General features: G+C 41.5%; 14 protein-coding genes. 8 read left to right on the plus strand and 6 right to left on the minus strand.

Features of this window, described 5'->3' with window-relative positions:
• The first annotated feature begins 265 nt into the window (after positions 1-265).
• The 4 genes from pdhR (at position 266) to lpdA (ending at position 7337) form a co-directional block, all read left to right on the plus strand.
• On the plus strand, positions 266-1015 hold the full coding sequence (pdhR, locus tag H5163_RS15420) for a pyruvate dehydrogenase complex transcriptional repressor PdhR (RefSeq protein ID WP_182718482.1): 750 nt from the start codon (positions 266-268) through the stop codon (positions 1013-1015).
• Positions 1016-1129: 114 nt separating this feature from the next.
• Complete coding sequence (gene aceE, locus H5163_RS15425; RefSeq protein ID WP_182731558.1) at positions 1130-3796, plus strand: pyruvate dehydrogenase (acetyl-transferring), homodimeric type; 2667 nt, start codon at positions 1130-1132, stop codon at positions 3794-3796.
• A gap of 10 nt (positions 3797-3806) precedes the next feature.
• A complete protein-coding gene (gene aceF / locus H5163_RS15430; RefSeq protein WP_149981339.1) occupies positions 3807-5714 on the plus strand; it encodes a pyruvate dehydrogenase complex dihydrolipoyllysine-residue acetyltransferase in 1908 nt (635 codons plus the stop codon).
• A 195-nt stretch (positions 5715-5909) separates the two neighbouring features.
• Positions 5910-7337 carry a dihydrolipoyl dehydrogenase gene (gene lpdA / locus H5163_RS15435; protein ID WP_145235220.1) on the plus strand — a complete coding sequence of 476 codons (1428 nt, stop codon included), beginning with the start codon at positions 5910-5912 and terminating at the stop codon, positions 7335-7337.
• A 115-nt stretch (positions 7338-7452) separates the two neighbouring features.
• Here the strand turns inward: lpdA and H5163_RS15440 are convergent, their stop codons facing one another.
• From H5163_RS15440 to gpmM, 4 genes are read right to left on the minus strand one after another with little or no spacing between them, the layout of a single operon-like run.
• Positions 7453-8217: a divergent polysaccharide deacetylase family protein gene (locus H5163_RS15440; RefSeq protein ID WP_182731556.1), complete on the minus strand. Its 765-nt coding sequence runs from the start codon at positions 8215-8217 to the stop codon at positions 7453-7455.
• A 42-nt stretch (positions 8218-8259) separates the two neighbouring features.
• Positions 8260-9519, minus strand: coding sequence for a S41 family peptidase (locus H5163_RS15445; RefSeq protein WP_182731555.1), 1260 nt, complete (start codon positions 9517-9519; stop codon positions 8260-8262).
• A 35-nt stretch (positions 9520-9554) separates the two neighbouring features.
• Complete coding sequence (locus H5163_RS15450; protein WP_182731554.1) at positions 9555-10709, minus strand: murein hydrolase activator EnvC; 1155 nt, start codon at positions 10707-10709, stop codon at positions 9555-9557.
• A 3-nt stretch (positions 10710-10712) separates the two neighbouring features.
• Entirely contained in the window at positions 10713-12257 is a 1545-nt protein-coding gene (gene gpmM, locus H5163_RS15455; RefSeq protein WP_182731553.1) for a 2,3-bisphosphoglycerate-independent phosphoglycerate mutase, read from the minus strand.
• A 200-nt stretch (positions 12258-12457) separates the two neighbouring features.
• Between gpmM and H5163_RS15460 the strand changes: the two genes are divergently transcribed.
• Genes H5163_RS15460 through gpsA form a run of 4 tightly spaced genes read left to right on the plus strand, consistent with a single transcriptional unit; the run spans position 12458 to position 14716 of the window.
• A complete protein-coding gene (locus tag H5163_RS15460) occupies positions 12458-12889 on the plus strand; it encodes a rhodanese-like domain-containing protein (RefSeq protein ID WP_145235231.1) in 432 nt (143 codons plus the stop codon).
• A 31-nt stretch (positions 12890-12920) separates the two neighbouring features.
• Positions 12921-13178 carry a glutaredoxin 3 gene (gene grxC, locus H5163_RS15465; RefSeq protein WP_145235234.1) on the plus strand — a complete coding sequence of 86 codons (258 nt, stop codon included), beginning with the start codon at positions 12921-12923 and terminating at the stop codon, positions 13176-13178.
• A 38-nt stretch (positions 13179-13216) separates the two neighbouring features.
• Positions 13217-13705 (plus strand): protein-export chaperone SecB, encoded by a 489-nt coding sequence (gene secB / locus H5163_RS15470; protein WP_145235236.1) that lies wholly within the window; start codon positions 13217-13219, stop codon positions 13703-13705.
• Between the two features lie 3 nt (positions 13706-13708).
• Entirely contained in the window at positions 13709-14716 is a 1008-nt protein-coding gene (gpsA, locus tag H5163_RS15475; protein WP_182731552.1) for an NAD(P)H-dependent glycerol-3-phosphate dehydrogenase, read from the plus strand.
• 73 nt (positions 14717-14789) lie between these two features.
• Here gpsA and H5163_RS15480 read toward each other — a convergent pair whose 3' ends face one another.
• Both H5163_RS15480 and trmL read right to left on the minus strand, forming a co-directional pair.
• A complete protein-coding gene (locus H5163_RS15480) occupies positions 14790-18635 on the minus strand; it encodes an EAL domain-containing protein (RefSeq protein ID WP_182735490.1) in 3846 nt (1281 codons plus the stop codon).
• Positions 18636-18797: 162 nt separating this feature from the next.
• Complete coding sequence (gene trmL / locus H5163_RS15485; RefSeq protein ID WP_145235242.1) at positions 18798-19262, minus strand: tRNA (uridine(34)/cytosine(34)/5-carboxymethylaminomethyluridine(34)-2'-O)-methyltransferase TrmL; 465 nt, start codon at positions 19260-19262, stop codon at positions 18798-18800.
• Between the last annotated feature and the right edge of the window lie 32 nt (positions 19263-19294).

Consider the following 19294-nt stretch of genomic DNA (forward strand, 5'->3'; position numbering starts at 1 on the left):
TCATCTCCCAACACATCTGGTCAGACCATTGTGTTTTTTTATAAAACTCCTTCCTAAACACTGGCTTTATCTCATACTGTTTGATCTTTGTGCAAAATACGTTAGGGTGTTTTTTAAGGTGCGTCGCAGCGAAATTGACAGCAAACTTGCTTTTTGATAACGTATGGCTCAAATTTGGTATGACCAATTTACCTTTTGGTCTAGTCTCTGGGCACAAACTTGGATTTTTCAGGTTACATTTCCACTACAATGCGGACGTTGATTAATGTCTTTAAAGATTAAAGCAGCAAAACTATCGGATGTTATTTTACAGCAACTTGAGAACATGATTCTTGAGGGCTCATTAGCACCGGGTGAGAAACTGCCGCCAGAGCGTGAATTAGCCAAACAATTTGAAGTGTCTCGCCCTTCATTACGTGAAGCCATTCAAAAGCTAGAGGCAAAAGGCTTAGTAACGCGACGTCAAGGTGGCGGGACGTTTGTAAAAAATCAGCTAGAAGAAGGGCTCACTGATCCGTTATTTGACTTGATCAGTAAACATCCTGAATCACAGTTTGATTTATTAGAGTTTCGTCATGCTCTCGAAGGGATTGCAGCTTATTATGCTGCGCTTCGTGGTACTAGCACTGACTTTGCTAAAGTTAAGCAAAGCTTTGAATGCATTGCATTAGCTAATGATGATTTACTACAAAAAGCCAAAGCAATTAACGCGTTTCACTTTAGTGTGGCAGAAGCCTCGCATAATGTGGTGTTACTGCATTTAGTACGCGGTATGCGGGCATTGCTTGAGCAAAATGTTTTACAAAATTTAACGGTATTGTTAGAGAAGCCGCATATTAGTTCGCGCTTAGCTGAGCACCGCCGTTTATTGATGGATGCAGTGATTGAAGGGAATCCAGAGCAGGCGCGACTTGCCAGTAATGCTCACTTAGCTTTCATTGAAGAAGCGTTATTGGAAGCAGGTAAAGAGCATTCACGAATTGAGCGTAGTTTAAGACGCACAAAGCAAAATTAAGTAACAAAAAACTAAGTTAAAGATAAATAATTTAAGCAAGTGCTGTATATGGCAACACGATTACCACAGTGCTAATTAAGAACATTCGTATTTTAAACATAAGGAAACCTCCATATGTCTGAAGTCAATAAAATTGACGTAGACGCGCTAGAAACACAAGAGTGGTTACAAGCTCTTGAATCAGTTGTGCGTGAAGAAGGTGTTGAACGTGCTCAGTTTTTACTTGAGCAAGTATTAGAGCAAGCCCGTTTAGACGGTGTTGATATGCCAACAGGTATCAACACAAACTACGTTAATACGATCCCGGTAGATCAAGAACCTGCTTACCCAGGGGACGTAAACCTTGAGCGCCGTATTCGTTCTATTATTCGTTGGAACGCAATCATGATTGTATTGCGTGCTTCGAAAAAAGACCTCGACCTAGGCGGCCATATGGCGTCTTACCAGTCATCAGCGGCCTTTTATGAAGTATGTTTTAACCATTTCTTCAAAGCCCCAAATGATGTAGACGGCGGTGACTTAGTTTATTATCAAGGTCACATTTCTCCGGGTATTTATGCACGTGCATTTGTTGAAGGTCGTTTATCTGCTGCGCAGCTTGATAACTTCCGTCAAGAAGTTGATGGCGAAGGTTTACCATCTTACCCACACCCTAAATTAATGCCTGAATTCTGGCAGTTCCCTACGGTATCTATGGGTCTTGGTCCTATCGCATCTATTTACCAAGCGCGCTTCTTAAAGTACCTAGATGGTCGTGGTTTAAAAGACACTAAAAACCAACGTGTATACGCGTTTTTAGGCGATGGCGAAATGGATGAGCCAGAATCGCGTGGCGCTATTTCTTTTGCTGCCCGTGAAAAACTAGACAACCTTTGTTACTTAATTAACTGTAACTTACAGCGCCTAGATGGCCCAGTAATGGGTAATGGTAAAATCATTCAAGAGCTTGAAGGTCTATTCAAAGGCGCTGGCTGGAATGTGATCAAGCTAGTGTGGGGCAGCGGCTGGGATATCCTACTAGCTAAAGACACCACAGGTAAGTTATTGCAATTGATGAACGAAACAGTCGATGGCGATTACCAAACTTATAAAGCTAAAAATGGCGCGTACGTACGTGAGCATTTCTTTGGTCGTTACCCTGAAACAGCAGCACTTGTTGCTGATATGACAGATGACGAAATCTTCGCGCTTAAGCGTGGTGGTCATGAGCCATCAAAATTATTCGCTGCATTCAAAAAAGCAGAAGAGACCAAAGGTCGCCCAACAGTTATCCTAGCTAAAACTGTAAAAGGTTACGGCATGGGTGAAGCGGCTGAAGGTAAGAATATTGCTCACCAAGTGAAAAAAATGGACATGTCACACGTTGCCCATTTACGTTCACGTTTAGGTCTTGATGATTTAGTATCTGAAGAGCAACTTGCAGAACTTCCTTATTTAACACTTGAAGAAGGTTCGGCTGAGCACAAGTACTTACATGCTCGCCGTGATGCACTTAAAGGTTATACGCCAAAACGTATTCCTAACTTTACTGAAAAGTTAGTACTGCCAGAAGTAGAAGCATTTAAGCCATTACTTGAAGAGCAAAAGCGTGATATCTCTACCACTATGGGCTTTGTTCGTGCACTTAATATCTTATTGAAAGATAAAGGTATTGGTAAAAACATTGTACCAATTATTGCCGATGAAGCGCGTACGTTTGGTATGGAAGGTTTATTCCGTCAAATCGGTATTTATAACCCGCATGGCCAAAACTATACGCCGCAAGACCGTGATATCGTTTCTTACTACAAAGAAGCAACATCGGGTCAAGTATTGCAAGAAGGTATCAACGAGTTAGGTGCAATGTCATCGTGGGTTGCTGCGGCAACATCATACAGCACTAACGATTTACCAATGATCCCATTCTATATCTACTATTCAATGTTCGGTTTCCAACGTGTTGGCGACATGGCATGGATGGCGGGTGACCAACAAGCACGTGGTTTCTTATTAGGTGCTACTGCTGGTCGTACAACATTAAACGGTGAAGGTCTGCAGCACGAAGATGGTCACAGCCATATTCTTGCTAACACAGTACCTAACTGTATCTCTTACGATCCAACATACGCTTACGAAGTAGCGGTTATTGTTCAAGATGGTATTCGTCGTATGTACGGTGAAGATCAAGAAAATATTTACTACTACCTAACGCTTATGAACGAAAACTATGCACAACCTGCTATGCCAGAAGGTGCTGAAGAAGGTATTCGTAAAGGTATCTACAAGCTAGAAAGCTACGCAGGCAAAAAAGCCAACGTACAGCTATTAAGCTCAGGTACTATCATGACTGAAGTGCGTAAAGCAGCCGCGATTTTAAGTGATGATTACGGTATTGCATCTGATGTGTATTCAGTAACGTCGTTCAACGAATTAACTCGTGAAGGGCAAGATGTTGAGCGTTTCAATATGCTTAACCCTGAAAGCGAACAGAAGACTGCCTACATCACCAGTGTACTGAATGACTCAGTGACTGTTGCCGCAACGGATTACATGAAAAACTACGCAGAACAAGCGCGTTCATTCATTCCAAGCAGCAACTACAAAGTATTAGGTACCGATGGTTACGGTCGTTCTGATAGCCGTGAAAACCTTCGTCGTCACTTTGAAGTTAACGCCAGCTACGTAGTAGTTGCGACGTTATCTGAACTTGCTAAACGTGGTGAAGTTGAGAAGTCAGTTGTGGTTGAAGCACTTAAAAAGTTCAACATCGACACTAACAAACTTAATCCACTGTACGCATAAGAGGTTTGCAATGAGTATTGAAATTAAAGTACCAGATATCGGTGGCGATGAAGTCGAAGTAACCGAAATTCTAGTGAGCGTTGGTGACAAAGTTGACGTTGACCAATCATTACTAACTGTTGAGGGTGATAAAGCCTCAATGGAAGTACCTGCGGCACAAGCCGGTACTGTAAAAGAAATCAAAGTAAACGTGGGCGACACGGTTACTACGGGTTCTTTAGTATTCTTGTTTGAAGGTGAAGAGCAAGCATCTAGCGAAGCGCCTGCAGAACCAGCAAAATCTGAAGCTGCAGCACCTGCTGCGTCTTCAGGTTCAACAACTAAAGAAGTCACGGTACCAGATATCGGCGATGATGAAGTTGAAGTAACGGAAATCATGGTTGCTGTTGGCGACACCGTTGAAGAAGAGCAATCTATCTTAAACGTTGAAGGCGACAAAGCGGCAATGGAAGTACCAGCGCCGTTTGCAGGTACTGTTAAAGAAATTAAAGTTGCCGCTGGCGATAAAGTAAAAACAGGCTCTTTAGTGTTTGTTTTTGAAGTGGCTGGTAGTGAGCCTGCAGCTGCGAAAGCAGAAACAGCGCCAGCTCAAGAGTCTGCGCCGGCACAAAGTTCAGCGCCAAGCAGTAAAGAAGTAAACGTGCCTGATATCGGCGGTGATGAGGTTGAAGTCACTGAAGTGATGGTTGCAGTAGGCGATAAGGTTACTGAAGATCAGTCAATCTTAAACGTTGAAGGCGACAAAGCGGCAATGGAAGTACCAGCACCGTTTGCCGGTACTGTTAAAGAGATTAAAGTTGCTGCGGGCGATAAAGTATCGACCGGTTCACTTATCTTTGTATTTGAAGTGCAAGGCAGTGCACCTGCAGCTACCGCTGAAAAAGCGGCTTCTGAATCTGCACCAGCAGCGAAAGCAGAATCAGCTCCAGCTGCACAAGCAGCGCCTGCAAAAGCGAGCAATGAAAGTTTTGAAAACAATAGTGCGTATGCTCATGCATCGCCAGTTGTTCGCCGCTTAGCCCGTGAGTTTGGTATTAACCTTGCGAACGTAAAAGGCTCAGGTCGTAAAAATCGCGTTGTGAAAGAAGACGTGCAAGACTATGTGAAGAACTTAGTTAAGCAAGTTGAATCAGGCCAATTAGCGACAGCTTCTGGCAATACTGGTGGTAGTGAACTTGGTTTGATTCCATGGCCAAAAGTTGATTTTGCTAAATTTGGTGAAATCGAAGAGAAAAAACTATCTCGTATTCAAAAGCTATCGGGTAAAAACTTACACCGTAACTGGGTGCAAATCCCGCATGTTACGCAGTTTGATGAAGCTGATATCACAACTCTTGAAGAGTTCCGTAAAGAGCAAAATGCCCTTAGCGAGAAGAAAAAGCTAGGTGTTAAAATCACCCCGCTGGTATTTGTAATGAAAGCAGCAGCGAAAGCACTTGCTGAGTTCCCTACATTTAACTCATCACTATCTAACGACGGTGAAAGCTTAATTCTTAAGAAGTACATCAATATAGGTGTTGCTGTTGATACGCCAAACGGTTTGGTTGTGCCAGTATTTAAAGATGTTGATAAGAAAGGCATCATTGAATTATCGCGTGAATTAATGGAAGTATCTGTTAAAGCGCGTGACGGTAAACTTACCTCGTCTGATATGCAAGGTGGCTGTTTTACAATTTCAAGCCTTGGTGGTATTGGCGGTACAGCCTTTACACCAATCGTAAATGCCCCAGAAGTTGCTATTTTAGGTGTCTCTAAATCAGAAATTAAACCTAAGTGGAATGGCAAAGAGTTTGAACCAAAACTAATGGTTCCACTTTCTATGTCTTACGACCATAGGGTGATTGACGGTGCACTAGCTGCACGCTTTACTGTAACTTTAGCAAGTTACATGAGCGATATTCGCCAATTAGTAATGTAAGCAATTGCTGCATGTAGCGAAATAAATAGAATCAAATCCCAGCCAGTTGTTTTTTGCTGGGATTTTTACCATTTGCAATGATACAATCTTTGTATATCTTGCATAAATTTTTGATCTGCTCTCCCTTTCTGCCTTGCAGAAACATGGCAGTTAAACTTTAGGGCAGTGTCCCGTTCAAACAATTAAGGTAAAAGCATGAGCAACGAATTAAAAACTCAAGTTGTTGTACTAGGCGGTGGTCCTGGTGGTTATTCTGCGGCTTTCCGTGCTGCTGACTTGGGCTTAGAAGTAACAGTAGTAGAATCTCGCGACACATTAGGCGGTGTATGTCTTAATGTTGGTTGTATTCCTTCGAAAGCACTTTTACACGTAGCTAAAGTAATTGATGATGCAGCAGAAATGTCATCTCATGGTGTTACTTTTGGCGCACCACAAATTGATTTAGATAAAATTCGTTCGTGGAAAGAGTCAGTTGTTAGCCAACTTACTGGTGGCCTAGACGGCATGGCTAAAATGCGTAAAGTTAAAGTGGTTTACGGTTACGGTAAATTCACAGGTAGCAACACGCTTGATGTTGAAGGCGCTGACGGTAAAACAACAATTACTTTTGATAACGCTATCATTGCTGCTGGTTCTAAACCTGTAAACTTACCTTTCATTCCTGAAGATGACCGCGTAATTGATTCAACCGGTGCATTAGAGCTTAAAGACATCCCTGAAAAGCTATTAGTATTAGGTGGTGGTATTATTGGTCTTGAAATGGGTACTGTGTATCGCGCACTAGGTTCTGCAATCGACGTGGTTGAATTTGCTGACCAACTAGTACCAGCTGCTGATAAAGACATCATCAAGATTTACCAAAAATACGTAAGTGATAAATTTAACGTTATGCTATCAACTAAAGTTGTTGGCGTAGAAGCGAAAGATGACGGCTTATACGTTACATTTGAAGGTAAAAACGCACCAGCTGAACCAGTACGTTATGACAAAGTATTAGTTGCTGTTGGTCGTACACCAAACGGTAACTTATTAGATGCTGACAAAGCGGGTGTTAATGTTGATGAGCGTGGCTTCATTAATGTTGATAAGCAACTTAAAACTAACGTTGACCACATCTTCGCGATTGGTGACTTAGTTGGCCAACCTATGCTTGCGCACAAAGCGGTTCATGAAGGTCACGTTGCTGCTGAAGTTATCTCTGGTCAAAAACATTACTTTGATCCGAAATGTATTCCTTCAATTGCCTATACTGACCCAGAAATCGCTTGGGTTGGCGTAACTGAGAAAGAAGCAAAAGAGCAAGGCTTAAGCATCGAAACAGCTGTATTCCCATGGGCTGCATCAGGTCGTGCAATTGCATCTTCTCGTACTGAAGGTTCTACTAAACTGATCTTTGATAAAGAAAGTGGCCGTATTATCGGTGGTGCTATGATTGGTATTAACGCAGGTGAAATGCTGGGCGAAATCGGTCTAGGTATCGAAATGGGCGCTGACGGTGAAGATTTAGCATTAACTATTCATGCTCACCCAACATTGAACGAATCAATCGGCCTTGCAGCTGAAATATTCGAAGGTTCAATCACTGATTTACCAAACAAAAAAGCAGTTAAAAAGAAGAAGTAAGTTCTTTTAGTTAATTGTTTAAAAACCCAAGCCTCGGCTTGGGTTTTTTGTTTTTAATGGTCATAAGTTGATTAATATGACCCTTTAAAATTTACGGCTTATTGCTAAGTCCTGTTTACCTCGCTCCTACCCCTTTATGCTCAGCTTGCGCAAGTTGTATATATTTACGCTCTACTAGTTGTGATAGCGGCACGAGTTCAAAACCTTGTTGTTCAAGTTCGGGTAGCATGCGCTGTAAGAATTCAATGGTTTCAGGGTAAGGGTGGGCAATCGCGATGGCGAAGTTATAACGTTCGGCTTTATACTTTAGTTCGTTGAGGCGAAATTGTAACTGTTTCTCATTGGGAATATTATCTAAAAACACATGGCGGCCGACATTTTCAACGCCATATAAGTTGGCAACATTTTGCGCTTGGCTTAAGCCTGTAGTGCGGCTATCTAAAAAGTACAGGTTGCGCTTTTTCAGCACTTCCATAGTCCATTTCATGGGCAGGCTTTCTTGAGTAAGTGCTGAGCCCATATGATTATTTACACCTTTGACCTGCGGTAAGGTTGCAAGCGCATTGCCGAGGGTGATTTGTAATTGTTCTTTACTCATATTGCTGGTGAGTGCGCCGGGGCCAAGTGCTTTGCTGCTGTCGAGTGCTTGCATGGGAATATGCAGCAGTAATTCTTTATTCGACTTACTGGCTAGGCGCGCAAAAACTTGCGAATACGGGGTATGAGGCAAAATCGAGAACGATATTTTACCTGGTAAATTTAGGATTTCGAGGTCGCGTTGATGATTGCCAATATCATCAATCACAATCGCTATTTGCTTATTTGCGGCAAGCGTAGGCAAGCTAAAAAAAAGCCAGAACAACCAAGTTAATTTTTTCACGTTTATAATTTTTATTATCTTTTTTATAGTGAGCTAAAAGCTTTATTTCATAGTTAATAGCTGCTGTGCTTTTAATAACAGTGGATCAGCTGAGTCTTTGCGTGACCATGGCCGATCGTCATTTCCTTGTTCGTTTTTTATTATAACTACTTTATCAATTTGCGAAAGGGTTGATTGATTAATCGCCACATCGGGGGTGACTCCAATCCCCTCAATAGATTGACCCGATGGGGTAAAGTATTTTGCAGTGGTTAATTTTAGTGCTGTATTACCATTGCCTAATGGGATCAAAGATTGCACCGATCCTTTGCCAAATGATTGGCTGCCAATTAGTGTGGCACGGTGATTGTCTTTAAGTGCAGCGGCTAAAATCTCTGCTGCTGAGGCCGAGTTTTCATTAATAAGTACGACGATTGGCGCACCATTTAAAATATCACCTTTTTTGGCGCGAAAGTGCTGGTTTGCATCATAAAAGCGACCTTTGGTGGTGACTATGGTGCCACTTTGTAAAAATAGATCCGATACCGCTACAGCACTTTGTAATGTGCCGCCTGGATTGTCGCGTAAATCGAGCACTAAGCCTGTAAGTGGATTACCGTAATGGCTTTGCAGTGCTGTTATTTGCCGCGCAACATCATGCAAGGTGTGATTGGTAAAGCTATTTATTGCCAAATAACCAATACCAAACTCTGATAATGAACTGGTGACACTCTCTAAGTTAATTTCTGATCTAGTCAGGGTAAAATAAATGGCTTGTGGTGAATTACTTCGTTCAACCGTTAAAGTAACCGTTGCTGTGTCACTAGCTTTAATCATTTGCGCAACTTGATTGATGTCTTTATGTGCGACTGTTTGCTGATTAACGGCAAGTAGCACATCATTTATTTGTACTCCGGCAATGGCTGCGGGAGAGTCTTTAATTGTGTTTACAATAATAATTTTTTGTTGTTGCTGTTTTATTTCAATCCCAAGGCCTGTGTAGCGGCCATTAGTGCTGCTAAATAGCGCTTCTAACTCGTGTTCATTAAGGTACTTAGAGTAAGGGTCTAGCTGTGCGAGCAGGGCTTCAAATTGTTGACTGCTTTCAAAACTTTGTTGCAAAGCTAAGTCTTCAACATAATAGGCATGGATATTAAAGAGGATTTCGTTTTTTTGTTGGCTTTTTAAATCGCCCACCGAGGTCACTGCAAAGCTATTAAAACTCAGGCACAAAAAAACGCTAACGAGTAATAAATAGCTTATTAGGATGCGATTAAAAGCAGAGTATTGTAACTGCTGTATTTGTAATTGTGTATTTAGCATCAGCTGCTCCCAGTGGGGTGCAGCTGTTTAATCAATTAAATGCGTCTGCACCATGTTACAGGATTTACTGCGCGTCCTTTGTGGCGTATTTCAAAGTATAGACCAGAATTTGCTTGTCCGCCGCTTTGACCAACTAAAGCGATAATATCGCCTTGGCGTACTATATCACCTACGTCTTTTAGTAAGGTTTGAGTATGGCCGTATAAACTCATAAAGCCTTCACCGTGGTCAATAACAATAACCCAGCCGTAGCCTTTTAACCAATCAGCAAACACGACTTGACCGTTGTGGACGCTATGCACATTATTGCCTTCATTAGCGCCAATTAATACGCCTTTCCAGTCAATACCACCGTGCTTATGTTGGCCGAAGCTGTGCTCAATTTTACCTTTTGTTGGCCAGTTTAATTTACCTTTACTGGCTGATAGGCCCAGTAACTCAACCTTTTTAGTTTTTTCTTTTTCAAGTTCTTGCAAGGTAGCTACTAGGGTTTTTTCATTATCTTTTAAGTAATCAATTGAGTTTTTGGTTGAGCTAAGCTTGGTTTTTAATTCACTGATGTTGGCTTTTCGTTGTTGTTGCGCTGCAATGAGTGCTTGATGACGATTGGCTTGCTCTTTATGGAGCACAACTAAGTGTTGTTTGGTTTTTTCAAGTTCAGTTTGTACATCCGCTATTTCAATCAGGAGTGCTTTTAGCTCATCAATTTGCTCAATGCGCGCTTTGTTGAGGTAATTATAATAACTTAATGTGCGTTCAACCTGTGCGGTATTTTCTTGATTCAATAGCATTTTAGAGTAGTCATGTCCGCCAGACATATAGGCACTTTTAATTTGTGCGGCGAGTGCATGTTGCTGCTCTAGGCGTTTTTCCTCAAGTGCTTCAGCTTGCTGCTGTTGCTGTTGTTGTTGTTTTTCAGTATCGCGAATTGATTGCTCGGCAATATTTAGTGCCTTAGCGTTTTTTGCGATCTCGAGTTCGTGCTGTTGCAGGTTCTTTTGCGATTTTTCGATGTCTTTACGCTGGGCGGCAAGTTCAGCTTGGCTTTGCTTTAACGCCGTTTGGATTTCGCTGAGATCTTTTTTAGTACGATCTTCATTAGCGACGGCAGGCGCCGTCACTAATAAAGTGAGTATTAACGCAGTAACAACGAGCGTACTAAAAATTAATGGGTTAATACTTTTGTTCATGGTTTATTTCAATGTCATGATTGGTGTGCCAGTCATCTCGCTTGGTTGTTCCATGCCCATTAAGTGCAACATGGTTGGCGCAACATCACTGAGCGCTTTGCCTTCGCTTGGTGTTGCATCACGACCAACATAAATGAAATGAACAGGTTCACTGGTGTGTGCTGTATGCGCTTGGCCAGTTTTAAGGTTAGCCATTTGTTCAGCATTACCGTGATCAGCTGTAATTAATGCTTCACCACCAAATTCTTCAAGGGCAGCAACAACACGACCAATACAATGATCGACTGCTTCACAGGCTTTTACTGCGGCTTCAAATACACCTGAGTGACCGACCATATCGCCATTTGGATAGTTACAAATAATTGCATCGTATTTACCGCTTTTAATCGCTTCGACGAGTTTATCGGTGAGCATTTCTGAATTCATTTCAGGTTGTAAATCGTAGGTCGCAACTTGTGGTGATGGGATCAGCTCGCGGGTTTCACCTTCAAATTCATCTTCACGTCCGCCACTGAAGAAAAACGTCACATGTGCATATTTTTCAGTTTCAGAAATACGTAGCTGTGTTTTATGGTGTTTTTCAAACCATTCACCCAATACATTAGTCAAAGGGACTGTGGCAAAGGCTGCTGGTGCGTCGATGTCTGCTGCGTATTCGGTCAACATAACAAAGCCGCTTAGTGCGGGGGCTTTTTTCTTGGCGAAACCGTCAAAGTCTTTATCAACAAATGCGCGGGTCATCTCACGAGCACGATCGGCTCTAAAGTTTAAGAAAATAACCGTATCGCCGTCATTAATTTGTACTGCGTCTTGGCCTTGTGCTGCTATGGTAGTTGCAGCAACAAACTCATCGTTTTCATCACGTTCGTAAGCCGCAGCTAATGCATCAACACCATTTTCGTAGCTATGTTGCGCAATACCACTGACCATTAGATCATAAGCTTGCTCTACTCGGTTCCAGCGATTATCGCGGTCCATTGCATAGTAGCGGCCAATGATCGATGCTAAGCGACCACAATTTAATTTGCTAAATAGCGCTTCAATACGTTCAATTGACGTTTTTGCGCTACGTGGTGGAGTGTCTCGGCCATCTAAAAATGCATGAAAGTACACTTCTTTAGCGCCGCGCGCTGCAGCTAATTCAATTGCAGCTACAATATGGTCTTCATGACTATGCACACCACCTGGGCTTAATAAGCCCATTAAATGCACTGCTTTAGCAGCATTCACTGCTTTATCAATGTTTTCAACTAGTGTTGGGTTATGCGCAAACTCACCGTCATTTATTGCTTTAGTGATGCGGGTGAAATCTTGATAAACCACACGGCCAGCACCTAAGTTGACATGGCCTACTTCTGAGTTGCCCATTTGCCCATCAGGAAGACCAACATCTAAACCAGAGGCTGAAATTAGGGTGTGCGGGCGAGTTGCCCAAAGTTCGTCTAAAACAGGGGTGTTTGCCGCTAAAATTGCGTTGCTTTGGGTATCTTCACGGTATCCCCAACCATCTAAAATCATGAGTACGAGAGGTTTTTTATGTTGTGTCATTTTTGTTCCTGAAAATTAGCTCCTGCTTAGCCTTAGCATACCGTGTTTTGTGGTTATGATCAGCAATCAAAAGGGCATATTAAAATATTTCACTCTCTGGTAATTTCTAATCAAGCACGTATACTTGCGTGGCTAGGGCATTACCCTTACGTTTAACCCCAGTGCTAAAGGCGCGGGACAATTTTCATAGTGGAAGACGCATGGATCAATATATTGAATTTGTCGGTAATCATCCGATATTAAGTTTAGCTTGGGTTGCTTTAGTAGCACTCATCGTGGGCGGCTGGTTTAAAAGTAAGTTTTCAGCAATTCGTCAAATAAATCCGCAACAATTAACATTATTAATTAACCGTGAAGACGGTGTCGTTGTAGATATACGCGCACAAAAAGAATTTAATAATGGCCGTATTGCAGGCGCTGAGCACCTTAGCTCTGAAAAAGCGAAACAATCTGACTTCTCAAGCCTTGAAAAGTCTAAGAGTAAACCCATTATATTGGTATGTACCACAGGCATGACAGCCTCAGGTATCGCAACTGCTATGCATAAAGCTGGTTTTGAATCAGTTTATGTTTTATCTGGTGGTATGGGTGCATGGCAAAGTGCTGGTCTACCAACGACAACAGGTCGCTAATTAAGTTAGTTAGGCCGATAGAGGAATTGTTATGAGTAATGTTGTTCTTTACACCAAAGCGTATTGCCCTTTTTGTCAGCGTGCTTTAGCGTTGCTAACAAATAAAGGTGTGCAATTTACAAATATCGACATTGGTGTACAGCCTGAATTACGTGATGAAATGATTGCCAAAGCAGGTGGCGCGAGCACAGTACCGCAAATTTTTATTAATGATGAGCATATCGGCGGTTGTGACGACATGATGGCGATTGAAGCCCAAGGCAAACTTGACGCTAAGTTAAACGCTTAAGCATTTATTATAAAAACGATCAAAAGTTAGGAATTATCATGAACGAAGAAAACCAGAACGTAGCAGCACAAGAAGAAACTGGCGCACAATTTACGATCCAACGTATTTACACAAAAGACGTGTCTTTTGAAACGCCTAATTCACCTGCTATTTTCCAAAAAGAATGGACACCAGAAGTTAAGCTTGACCTTGATACACGTTCTAATAAATTAGACGAAGGCGTGTTTGAAGTAGTATTAGCACTGACTGTTACTGCTTCTATCGGTGAAGAAACGGCTTTTTTATGTGAAATTCAACAAGCGGGTATTTTCACTATCGCTGAAGTTGAAGAAGTACAACTTGCACACATGCTTGGCGCATTCTGCCCGAACGTGTTGTTCCCGTACGCACGTGAAGCGGTATCTAACTTAGTTAACCGTGGTACATTTCCACAGCTTAACCTTGCACCTGTGAACTTTGATGCGTTATTCGCTCAATACATGCAGCAACGTGCAGCGCAAGCTGAACAGGCAACTGCAGACGCATAACTTATGAGTACAGCCAATTCAGCTGTTACTGTATTAGGGGCGGGGTCTTATGGCACCGCCCTTGCTATTTGTTTAGCCCGAAACGGTCACCAAGTGACACTTTGGGGTCGCAATAGCGATGACGTTGCCACGCTTGCAGCTGAGCGGAAAAATCAACGTTACCTGCCCGATGTCACTTTTCCTGACACTTTACACCTTGAAGCCGACTTACACACCGCAGTAACTGCAAGCCAAGTGATTTTGGTTGTTGTGCCAAGTCATGCATTTGGCGATACGCTACAGCAAATTAAGCCTTCATTACTTGAAGGGGCACAAGTTGCATGGGCAACCAAAGGGCTTGAACCAGATACAGGCCGACTTTTGCAAGAAGTTGCCCAGCAAGAATTAGGTGATGATGTGCCACTGGCAGTCGTATCAGGCCCTACATTTGCTAAAGAAATGGCGATGGGTTTACCTACTGCTATTTCAGTGTCGTCAACATCAACAGCCTTTGCAAAACAGTTAGCTGAACTATTGCATTGTGGTCGCTCATTTAGGGTCTATAACAATAATGATTTTATTGGTATTCAGCTCGGTGGCGCGGTTAAAAATGTGATTGCGATTGGCGCTGGTATGTCTGACGGCTTTGGTTTTGGTGCTAATGCGCGGACAGCATTGATCACCCGTGGTTTAGCTGAGTTATGCCGGTTAGGCTGCGCGCTTGGTGCTAAGTCAGAAACCTTTATGGGCATGGCTGGGCTGGGAGATTTGATTCTAACGTGCACCGATAATCAGTCTCGTAACCGTCGTTTTGGTTTAGCACTGGGTAAAGGTGAAAGGGTAGAGCAGGCGATAGCATCAATTGGTCAAGTGGTCGAAGGTTATCGCAACACCAAAGAAGTCTATTTACTTGCACAACGTACTGGTATTGAAATGCCGATCACTGAGCAAATCTATCAGGTACTTTATGAAAATAAAGACGTGAAAGAAGCCGCGATGGCTTTATTAGGTCGCGAGCAAAAATCAGAGTAATAGTGCCTTGTAGCTGCCAGCGTTTATGGGATTGTATAAACGCTGGCAGTTAATCTAATAACTAACATGGTACTTAGTCATTCATCAAATTAGATTGTTTTCTCAGGTTGTTTTTTTCGAGATAAGCAGCTACTTTTTCAGCACAAAGCGGGCGACTATAATAATAGCCTTGCATCGTATTACAGCCCATAACATGCAACATATAAGCCTGCTCTTTAGTTTCAACCCCTTCGGCAACAACATCGATATGTAAGTATTTAGCTAGGCGAATAATTGTCGCGGTAATATTACGATCCTGCTCACTATCGACAATATCTTTTATGAAAGAGCGATCAATTTTTAAAGTATCAATTGGAAAACGTTTTAGATAGCCCAATGATGAATGACCAGTACCAAAGTCATCTAGCGCAATGGTAAATCCAAGTGCTTTTAAGCGATTCATTTGCTGTTGGGCAAATTCAGGGTTGTCCATCATGGCACTTTCAGTTATTTCTAACTCAACACAGCGCGCAGGTACGTCGTAGTTTGTTAAACACTCAGTGAGGGTTTCGACTAAACTACTTTGCTGAAAGTGCAGAGCTGAAACATTAATAGCTACTTTGCCAAAACTCACCCCTTCATTACGCCATAACTCTAGTTGCTTAAATAGCTGCTTCATTAGCAATAAAGTGAGAGGAATAATTGCGCCATTTTGTTCTGCAAGAGGGATAAATTCAACAGGACTAATTATACTGCCATCAACTTGTGGCCAACGGACTAAAGCTTCAAAACCATGTACTTGATCTTTATCTGCGTTATATTTTACTTGGTAAAATAATTGAAAATCCTGATGTTCGATAGCCCGAAAAAGTGCACTTTCTTTACTAAGCTCATTAGTATCAATCGTGTGTTTAGATTTATCAAAAAATTGATAATTATTGTGACCCATCTTTTTGGCGTGATTAAGCGCACTGTTGGCGCTGCGCATCAGCGCTTCGCTGTTATAACCATTTTCTGGGTACCCAGCGATGCCACAACAGGCAGAAATAAAGCTCTCTATACCATCAAGCATAAACGGTGTTTGGAATTGTTTAAGAATATTATCGGCCAGTTTTTTGGCGAAAAAGACGGTCTTACCTGAATATAAATATGGCGGTACAAGTACAGCAAATTCATCTCCCCCTAAGCGGGCCAAGGTATAACCAGAATCAAGGTTTCGAGTGAGTCTGCCCGCAACTTCTTTTAATAGTTCATCACCGATTGCGTGACCAAGGGATTCGTTAATTTTATTAAAATTGTCTAAATCTATAAAAATAATCAGTAAATTAGGGAAGTTGTTATTACAGCTGGCAATTGCCTTATTTACAGATTCAATAAAAATAGTGCGATTGGATAGCCCAGTGACAGAATCTCGAGTGGTTAATTTAAGCATCGCACGTTCATTATTCTTACGTGCAGTTACATCTGAAAATAACCCAATATAATGCGCGCTACTAGTACGTAGGTTAGGGGTTTTTACTTTCGTTATCGATAAATCTAAGGCATAGGGTTGCCCGTCTTTACGCACATTCCAAATTTCACCAGACCAATAACCATCAACCTCTAGATCATTATAAATGAGGCTTTCTAATTTTTTATCGCGGCCGTTTACAGTAAAGGCTTTTGGTTTTTTACCCACTACATCAGCAAGAGTAAAGCCACAAATAGTTGTAAATGCTTGGTTTATGTTCGTTATTTGAAACTGTTCATTGGCGATCCAAATGGCATCTTTTGATTGCGTCATTAACGCGTTGATCAAATTATGTTTAGCACCACTTTTTAATCTATAAACAATTAACAGCAGTAAAATAGCGAAAATAGCCGCTAAAATGAGATAATTGATCCAATGAGGGAAAGTAAAAGCAGTTTGTTTAATCATTAACACTAGCGGTTCGCTGTTTACTTGATTAAGGTTTTTAACTTCAAGATAAATATTGTTTTCACTACTTGCCAGTGACAGCATAGTTTGAGTCGGCGGCAGTGCTAGCCAATCGCCATTGGGATCAAGCCGGTAATTTAGCCGCATAGGCAAGAGGCTATTACTGCTAAACCAAACAGAAATCCCTTTTAGCGGTTGGCTGGTATTTACTGCGTTGGTTGCTAAGTGGTAATAGTCTTGGCTTTTATCTTTGTAGTGCAAAGTCAAATGACTGACTAAAAAAGAGCTGCTTTGAGGTGGTGCTTGTTTTGAATGTACTTCTAATAAAGTATTACCTGTTGGTGCAAACAACATTATTTTATCACGATAGCTAACGCTAAAGAGTGAACTCGGAAGTTGCTCATAACTTATAGAATCATCAATATAAGCGGCAATACTATGAGTGGCATTTTCAACCCATAGGTTAGTGCTGGGTTTGTAGAGTTTTATCGCTTGAGAATCAACTATCCACAAAGCATTTTGTGGTGCTTCGTAAATGGCTGTGGTGTTAAACGTACTTACTTTATCAAAATTTATCTCAAGTGTTATTTGCTGAGAATTTTCAGGTGCTTGCCATTGGCTCAGCCATAAGCCGTTACTTGTTGCAAGCCAAAGCCTTGAAGAGTTGCGTTGATAATAAATAGCGTTGATCTGCCCGAGGGCTTCAGTTTCAAGCACAAGGGCGGTGAGCTGTTGTTTAGCAATATAAAATAATTGCTCACCATTACTTGCTAGATATTGCTCGTCATTAAGGGATGTTAAAGCATTAATGTTATTAATTGGTAGTGTTTGGTTTTGTTGCTGCGTCGCAAAATCATATTTTATTAATTGCTTTTTGGTTGCTACCCAAAGTGTTGTTGGGGCGGTTGAATACAGGGCAGTAACTTGATCCTTTATTAATAAATCAAAAGTGAGGTTACGGGCACTGTATAAATATAAACCAGTGTCGGTTGCAACAGCCCATTTATCTTCGCGCAGATAAGCGATGGTAATAATTTTTTTATGTTGTGTAAAATTATCTAACTGTTCCAACATGTCAAAGTATTGCTGCATACGCGGAGCAGGATTATCGGTGATAGGGGTTGTGATAATTTGCATTGCAGGGAGCTTTAGCCAGCTTTTAGTGGCAGTTTGCAGCCACAGTTGTTGGTTGTTTTGTTTCATTGATAAAAAGCGTGCAGGAGCACTATAAAATAAAGGATTAGTGTTTTTGGTCGTTAAATCATGTTTATAAGCGCGATTTTTATGCAAATAATAAAGCTGATCATCAAAGTAATTTAGTTGTTGAACATGCGCATGCTGGAGTTTTATTTCTTGCATAGAGTGCGTGTTGTTAAACAGGTAATGTTGGTCGTTATTGGTATTGATAAGGATCGCTGCTGAGGTTTGACTTGGACTCAACTGCGCGATAGGTGCGGGGACGATAAGCTGAGCTGTAATTGCATTACTTGCTAAATCAAAGTGACTAACTAAATTACTACCTGAATGTAGCCATAGGCTGTTGTTAAATCCCAATGCGAGTTCGACGATCTGCTCTGAAAAGGCGAATGGAGAATAGATTTTTTCGTCTTTTATAGTGTGGATCTGACCTTGGTACAGAAAGTAAAAGCCGAGCTCGGTGGTTAATATCGGCTGTTTTAGCGGTGTTGCTGTTAGTTGAATTAACTGGTTGTTAATTAAGTTTATTAAACTCAGCCCTTGCTCAGTGTTAATTAATAACCAGGATTTATAAGTAGCTACTTGTAAAATGGCTTGATTCGCAAATGATGAAAAAGGTGGTGCTTGGCCACTAAAAAGATGCACCGAGTCGTAATTAAACAGCCCTTTATTGGTAGCGAGCCAAAACGCATTACTCGGGTCTTGAGTAAAGTCATTAATGGCGGGTAGCGAAAGTTCATTCGCATTTAATTCAGCTACACTCGCGTTTGCATTTACAATAGATAACATGCTAATAAAACAGCATATTTGAAGGAAAAAACGCATTACAATCCATTGAATCAGTTTAAAAAGAACTTATTTAGAATAGTGTAGGAATAGAAATAATGCGAATCCACTCTAAGCAAATTTATTGCTATATGTAGTGCTAAATTATAATGGTGATTATAAAACAAGGCGCCCAACGATATAGGCGCATTTTAATATAATTTACTGCGCGTTAGGAAAGCCTAACTGACGCCATGATTCATAAACAAAAACAGCCACTGCGTTAGATAAGTTCATGCTTCTACTGTTAGCTTGCATAGGAATACGCACACGTTGTTCATTAGGTAGTGATTGAATTAAATCATCTGGTAAGCCACGGGTTTCTGGGCCAAACACTAAACAATCACCTGCTTCATAACTCGCTTGATGGTGAAATTGACTGCCTTTAGTGGTACATGCATATACTTTTTTAGGTTGGCATTTTTCTAAGTAAGCTGCAAATGACGGATGGCGTTGCACATGGCTAAATTCATGGTAATCAAGGCCAGCTCTTTTCACGCGCTTATCGTCCCACTCAAAGCCCAAAGGCTCGATTAAATGCAAAGCATAGCCCGTATTTGCACACAGGCGAATAATATTCCCTGTGTTAGGTGGAATTTCAGGTTGGTATAAAACGATATCAAGCATAACGAGCCTTATTGGTGATCTACATTTTGACG

Source organism: Pseudoalteromonas sp. SG44-8 (assembly GCF_014164125.1).
Classification (GTDB): Bacteria; Pseudomonadota; Gammaproteobacteria; order Enterobacterales; family Alteromonadaceae; genus Pseudoalteromonas; species Pseudoalteromonas rhizosphaerae.

Excerpts from the sequence above, each read along its gene's own strand:
- pdhR (WP_182718482.1), top strand. The coding sequence starts at position 266 with ATGTCTTTAAAGATTAAAGCAGCAAAACTATCGGATGTTATTTTACAG.
- aceE (WP_182731558.1), top strand. The coding sequence starts at position 1,130 with ATGTCTGAAGTCAATAAAATTGACGTAGACGCGCTAGAAACACAAGAG.
- aceF (WP_149981339.1), top strand. The coding sequence starts at position 3,807 with ATGAGTATTGAAATTAAAGTACCAGATATCGGTGGCGATGAAGTCGAA.
- lpdA (WP_145235220.1), top strand. The coding sequence starts at position 5,910 with ATGAGCAACGAATTAAAAACTCAAGTTGTTGTACTAGGCGGTGGTCCT.
- H5163_RS15445 (WP_182731555.1), bottom strand. The coding sequence starts at position 9,519 with ATGCTAAATACACAATTACAAATACAGCAGTTACAATACTCTGCTTTT.
- H5163_RS15450 (WP_182731554.1), bottom strand. The coding sequence starts at position 10,709 with ATGAACAAAAGTATTAACCCATTAATTTTTAGTACGCTCGTTGTTACT.
- gpmM (WP_182731553.1), bottom strand. The coding sequence starts at position 12,257 with ATGACACAACATAAAAAACCTCTCGTACTCATGATTTTAGATGGTTGG.
- H5163_RS15460 (WP_145235231.1), top strand. The coding sequence starts at position 12,458 with ATGGATCAATATATTGAATTTGTCGGTAATCATCCGATATTAAGTTTA.
- grxC (WP_145235234.1), top strand. The coding sequence starts at position 12,921 with ATGAGTAATGTTGTTCTTTACACCAAAGCGTATTGCCCTTTTTGTCAG.
- secB (WP_145235236.1), top strand. The coding sequence starts at position 13,217 with ATGAACGAAGAAAACCAGAACGTAGCAGCACAAGAAGAAACTGGCGCA.
- gpsA (WP_182731552.1), top strand. The coding sequence starts at position 13,709 with ATGAGTACAGCCAATTCAGCTGTTACTGTATTAGGGGCGGGGTCTTAT.
- H5163_RS15480 (WP_182735490.1), bottom strand. The coding sequence starts at position 18,635 with ATGCGTTTTTTCCTTCAAATATGCTGTTTTATTAGCATGTTATCTATT.
- trmL (WP_145235242.1), bottom strand. The coding sequence starts at position 19,262 with ATGCTTGATATCGTTTTATACCAACCTGAAATTCCACCTAACACAGGG.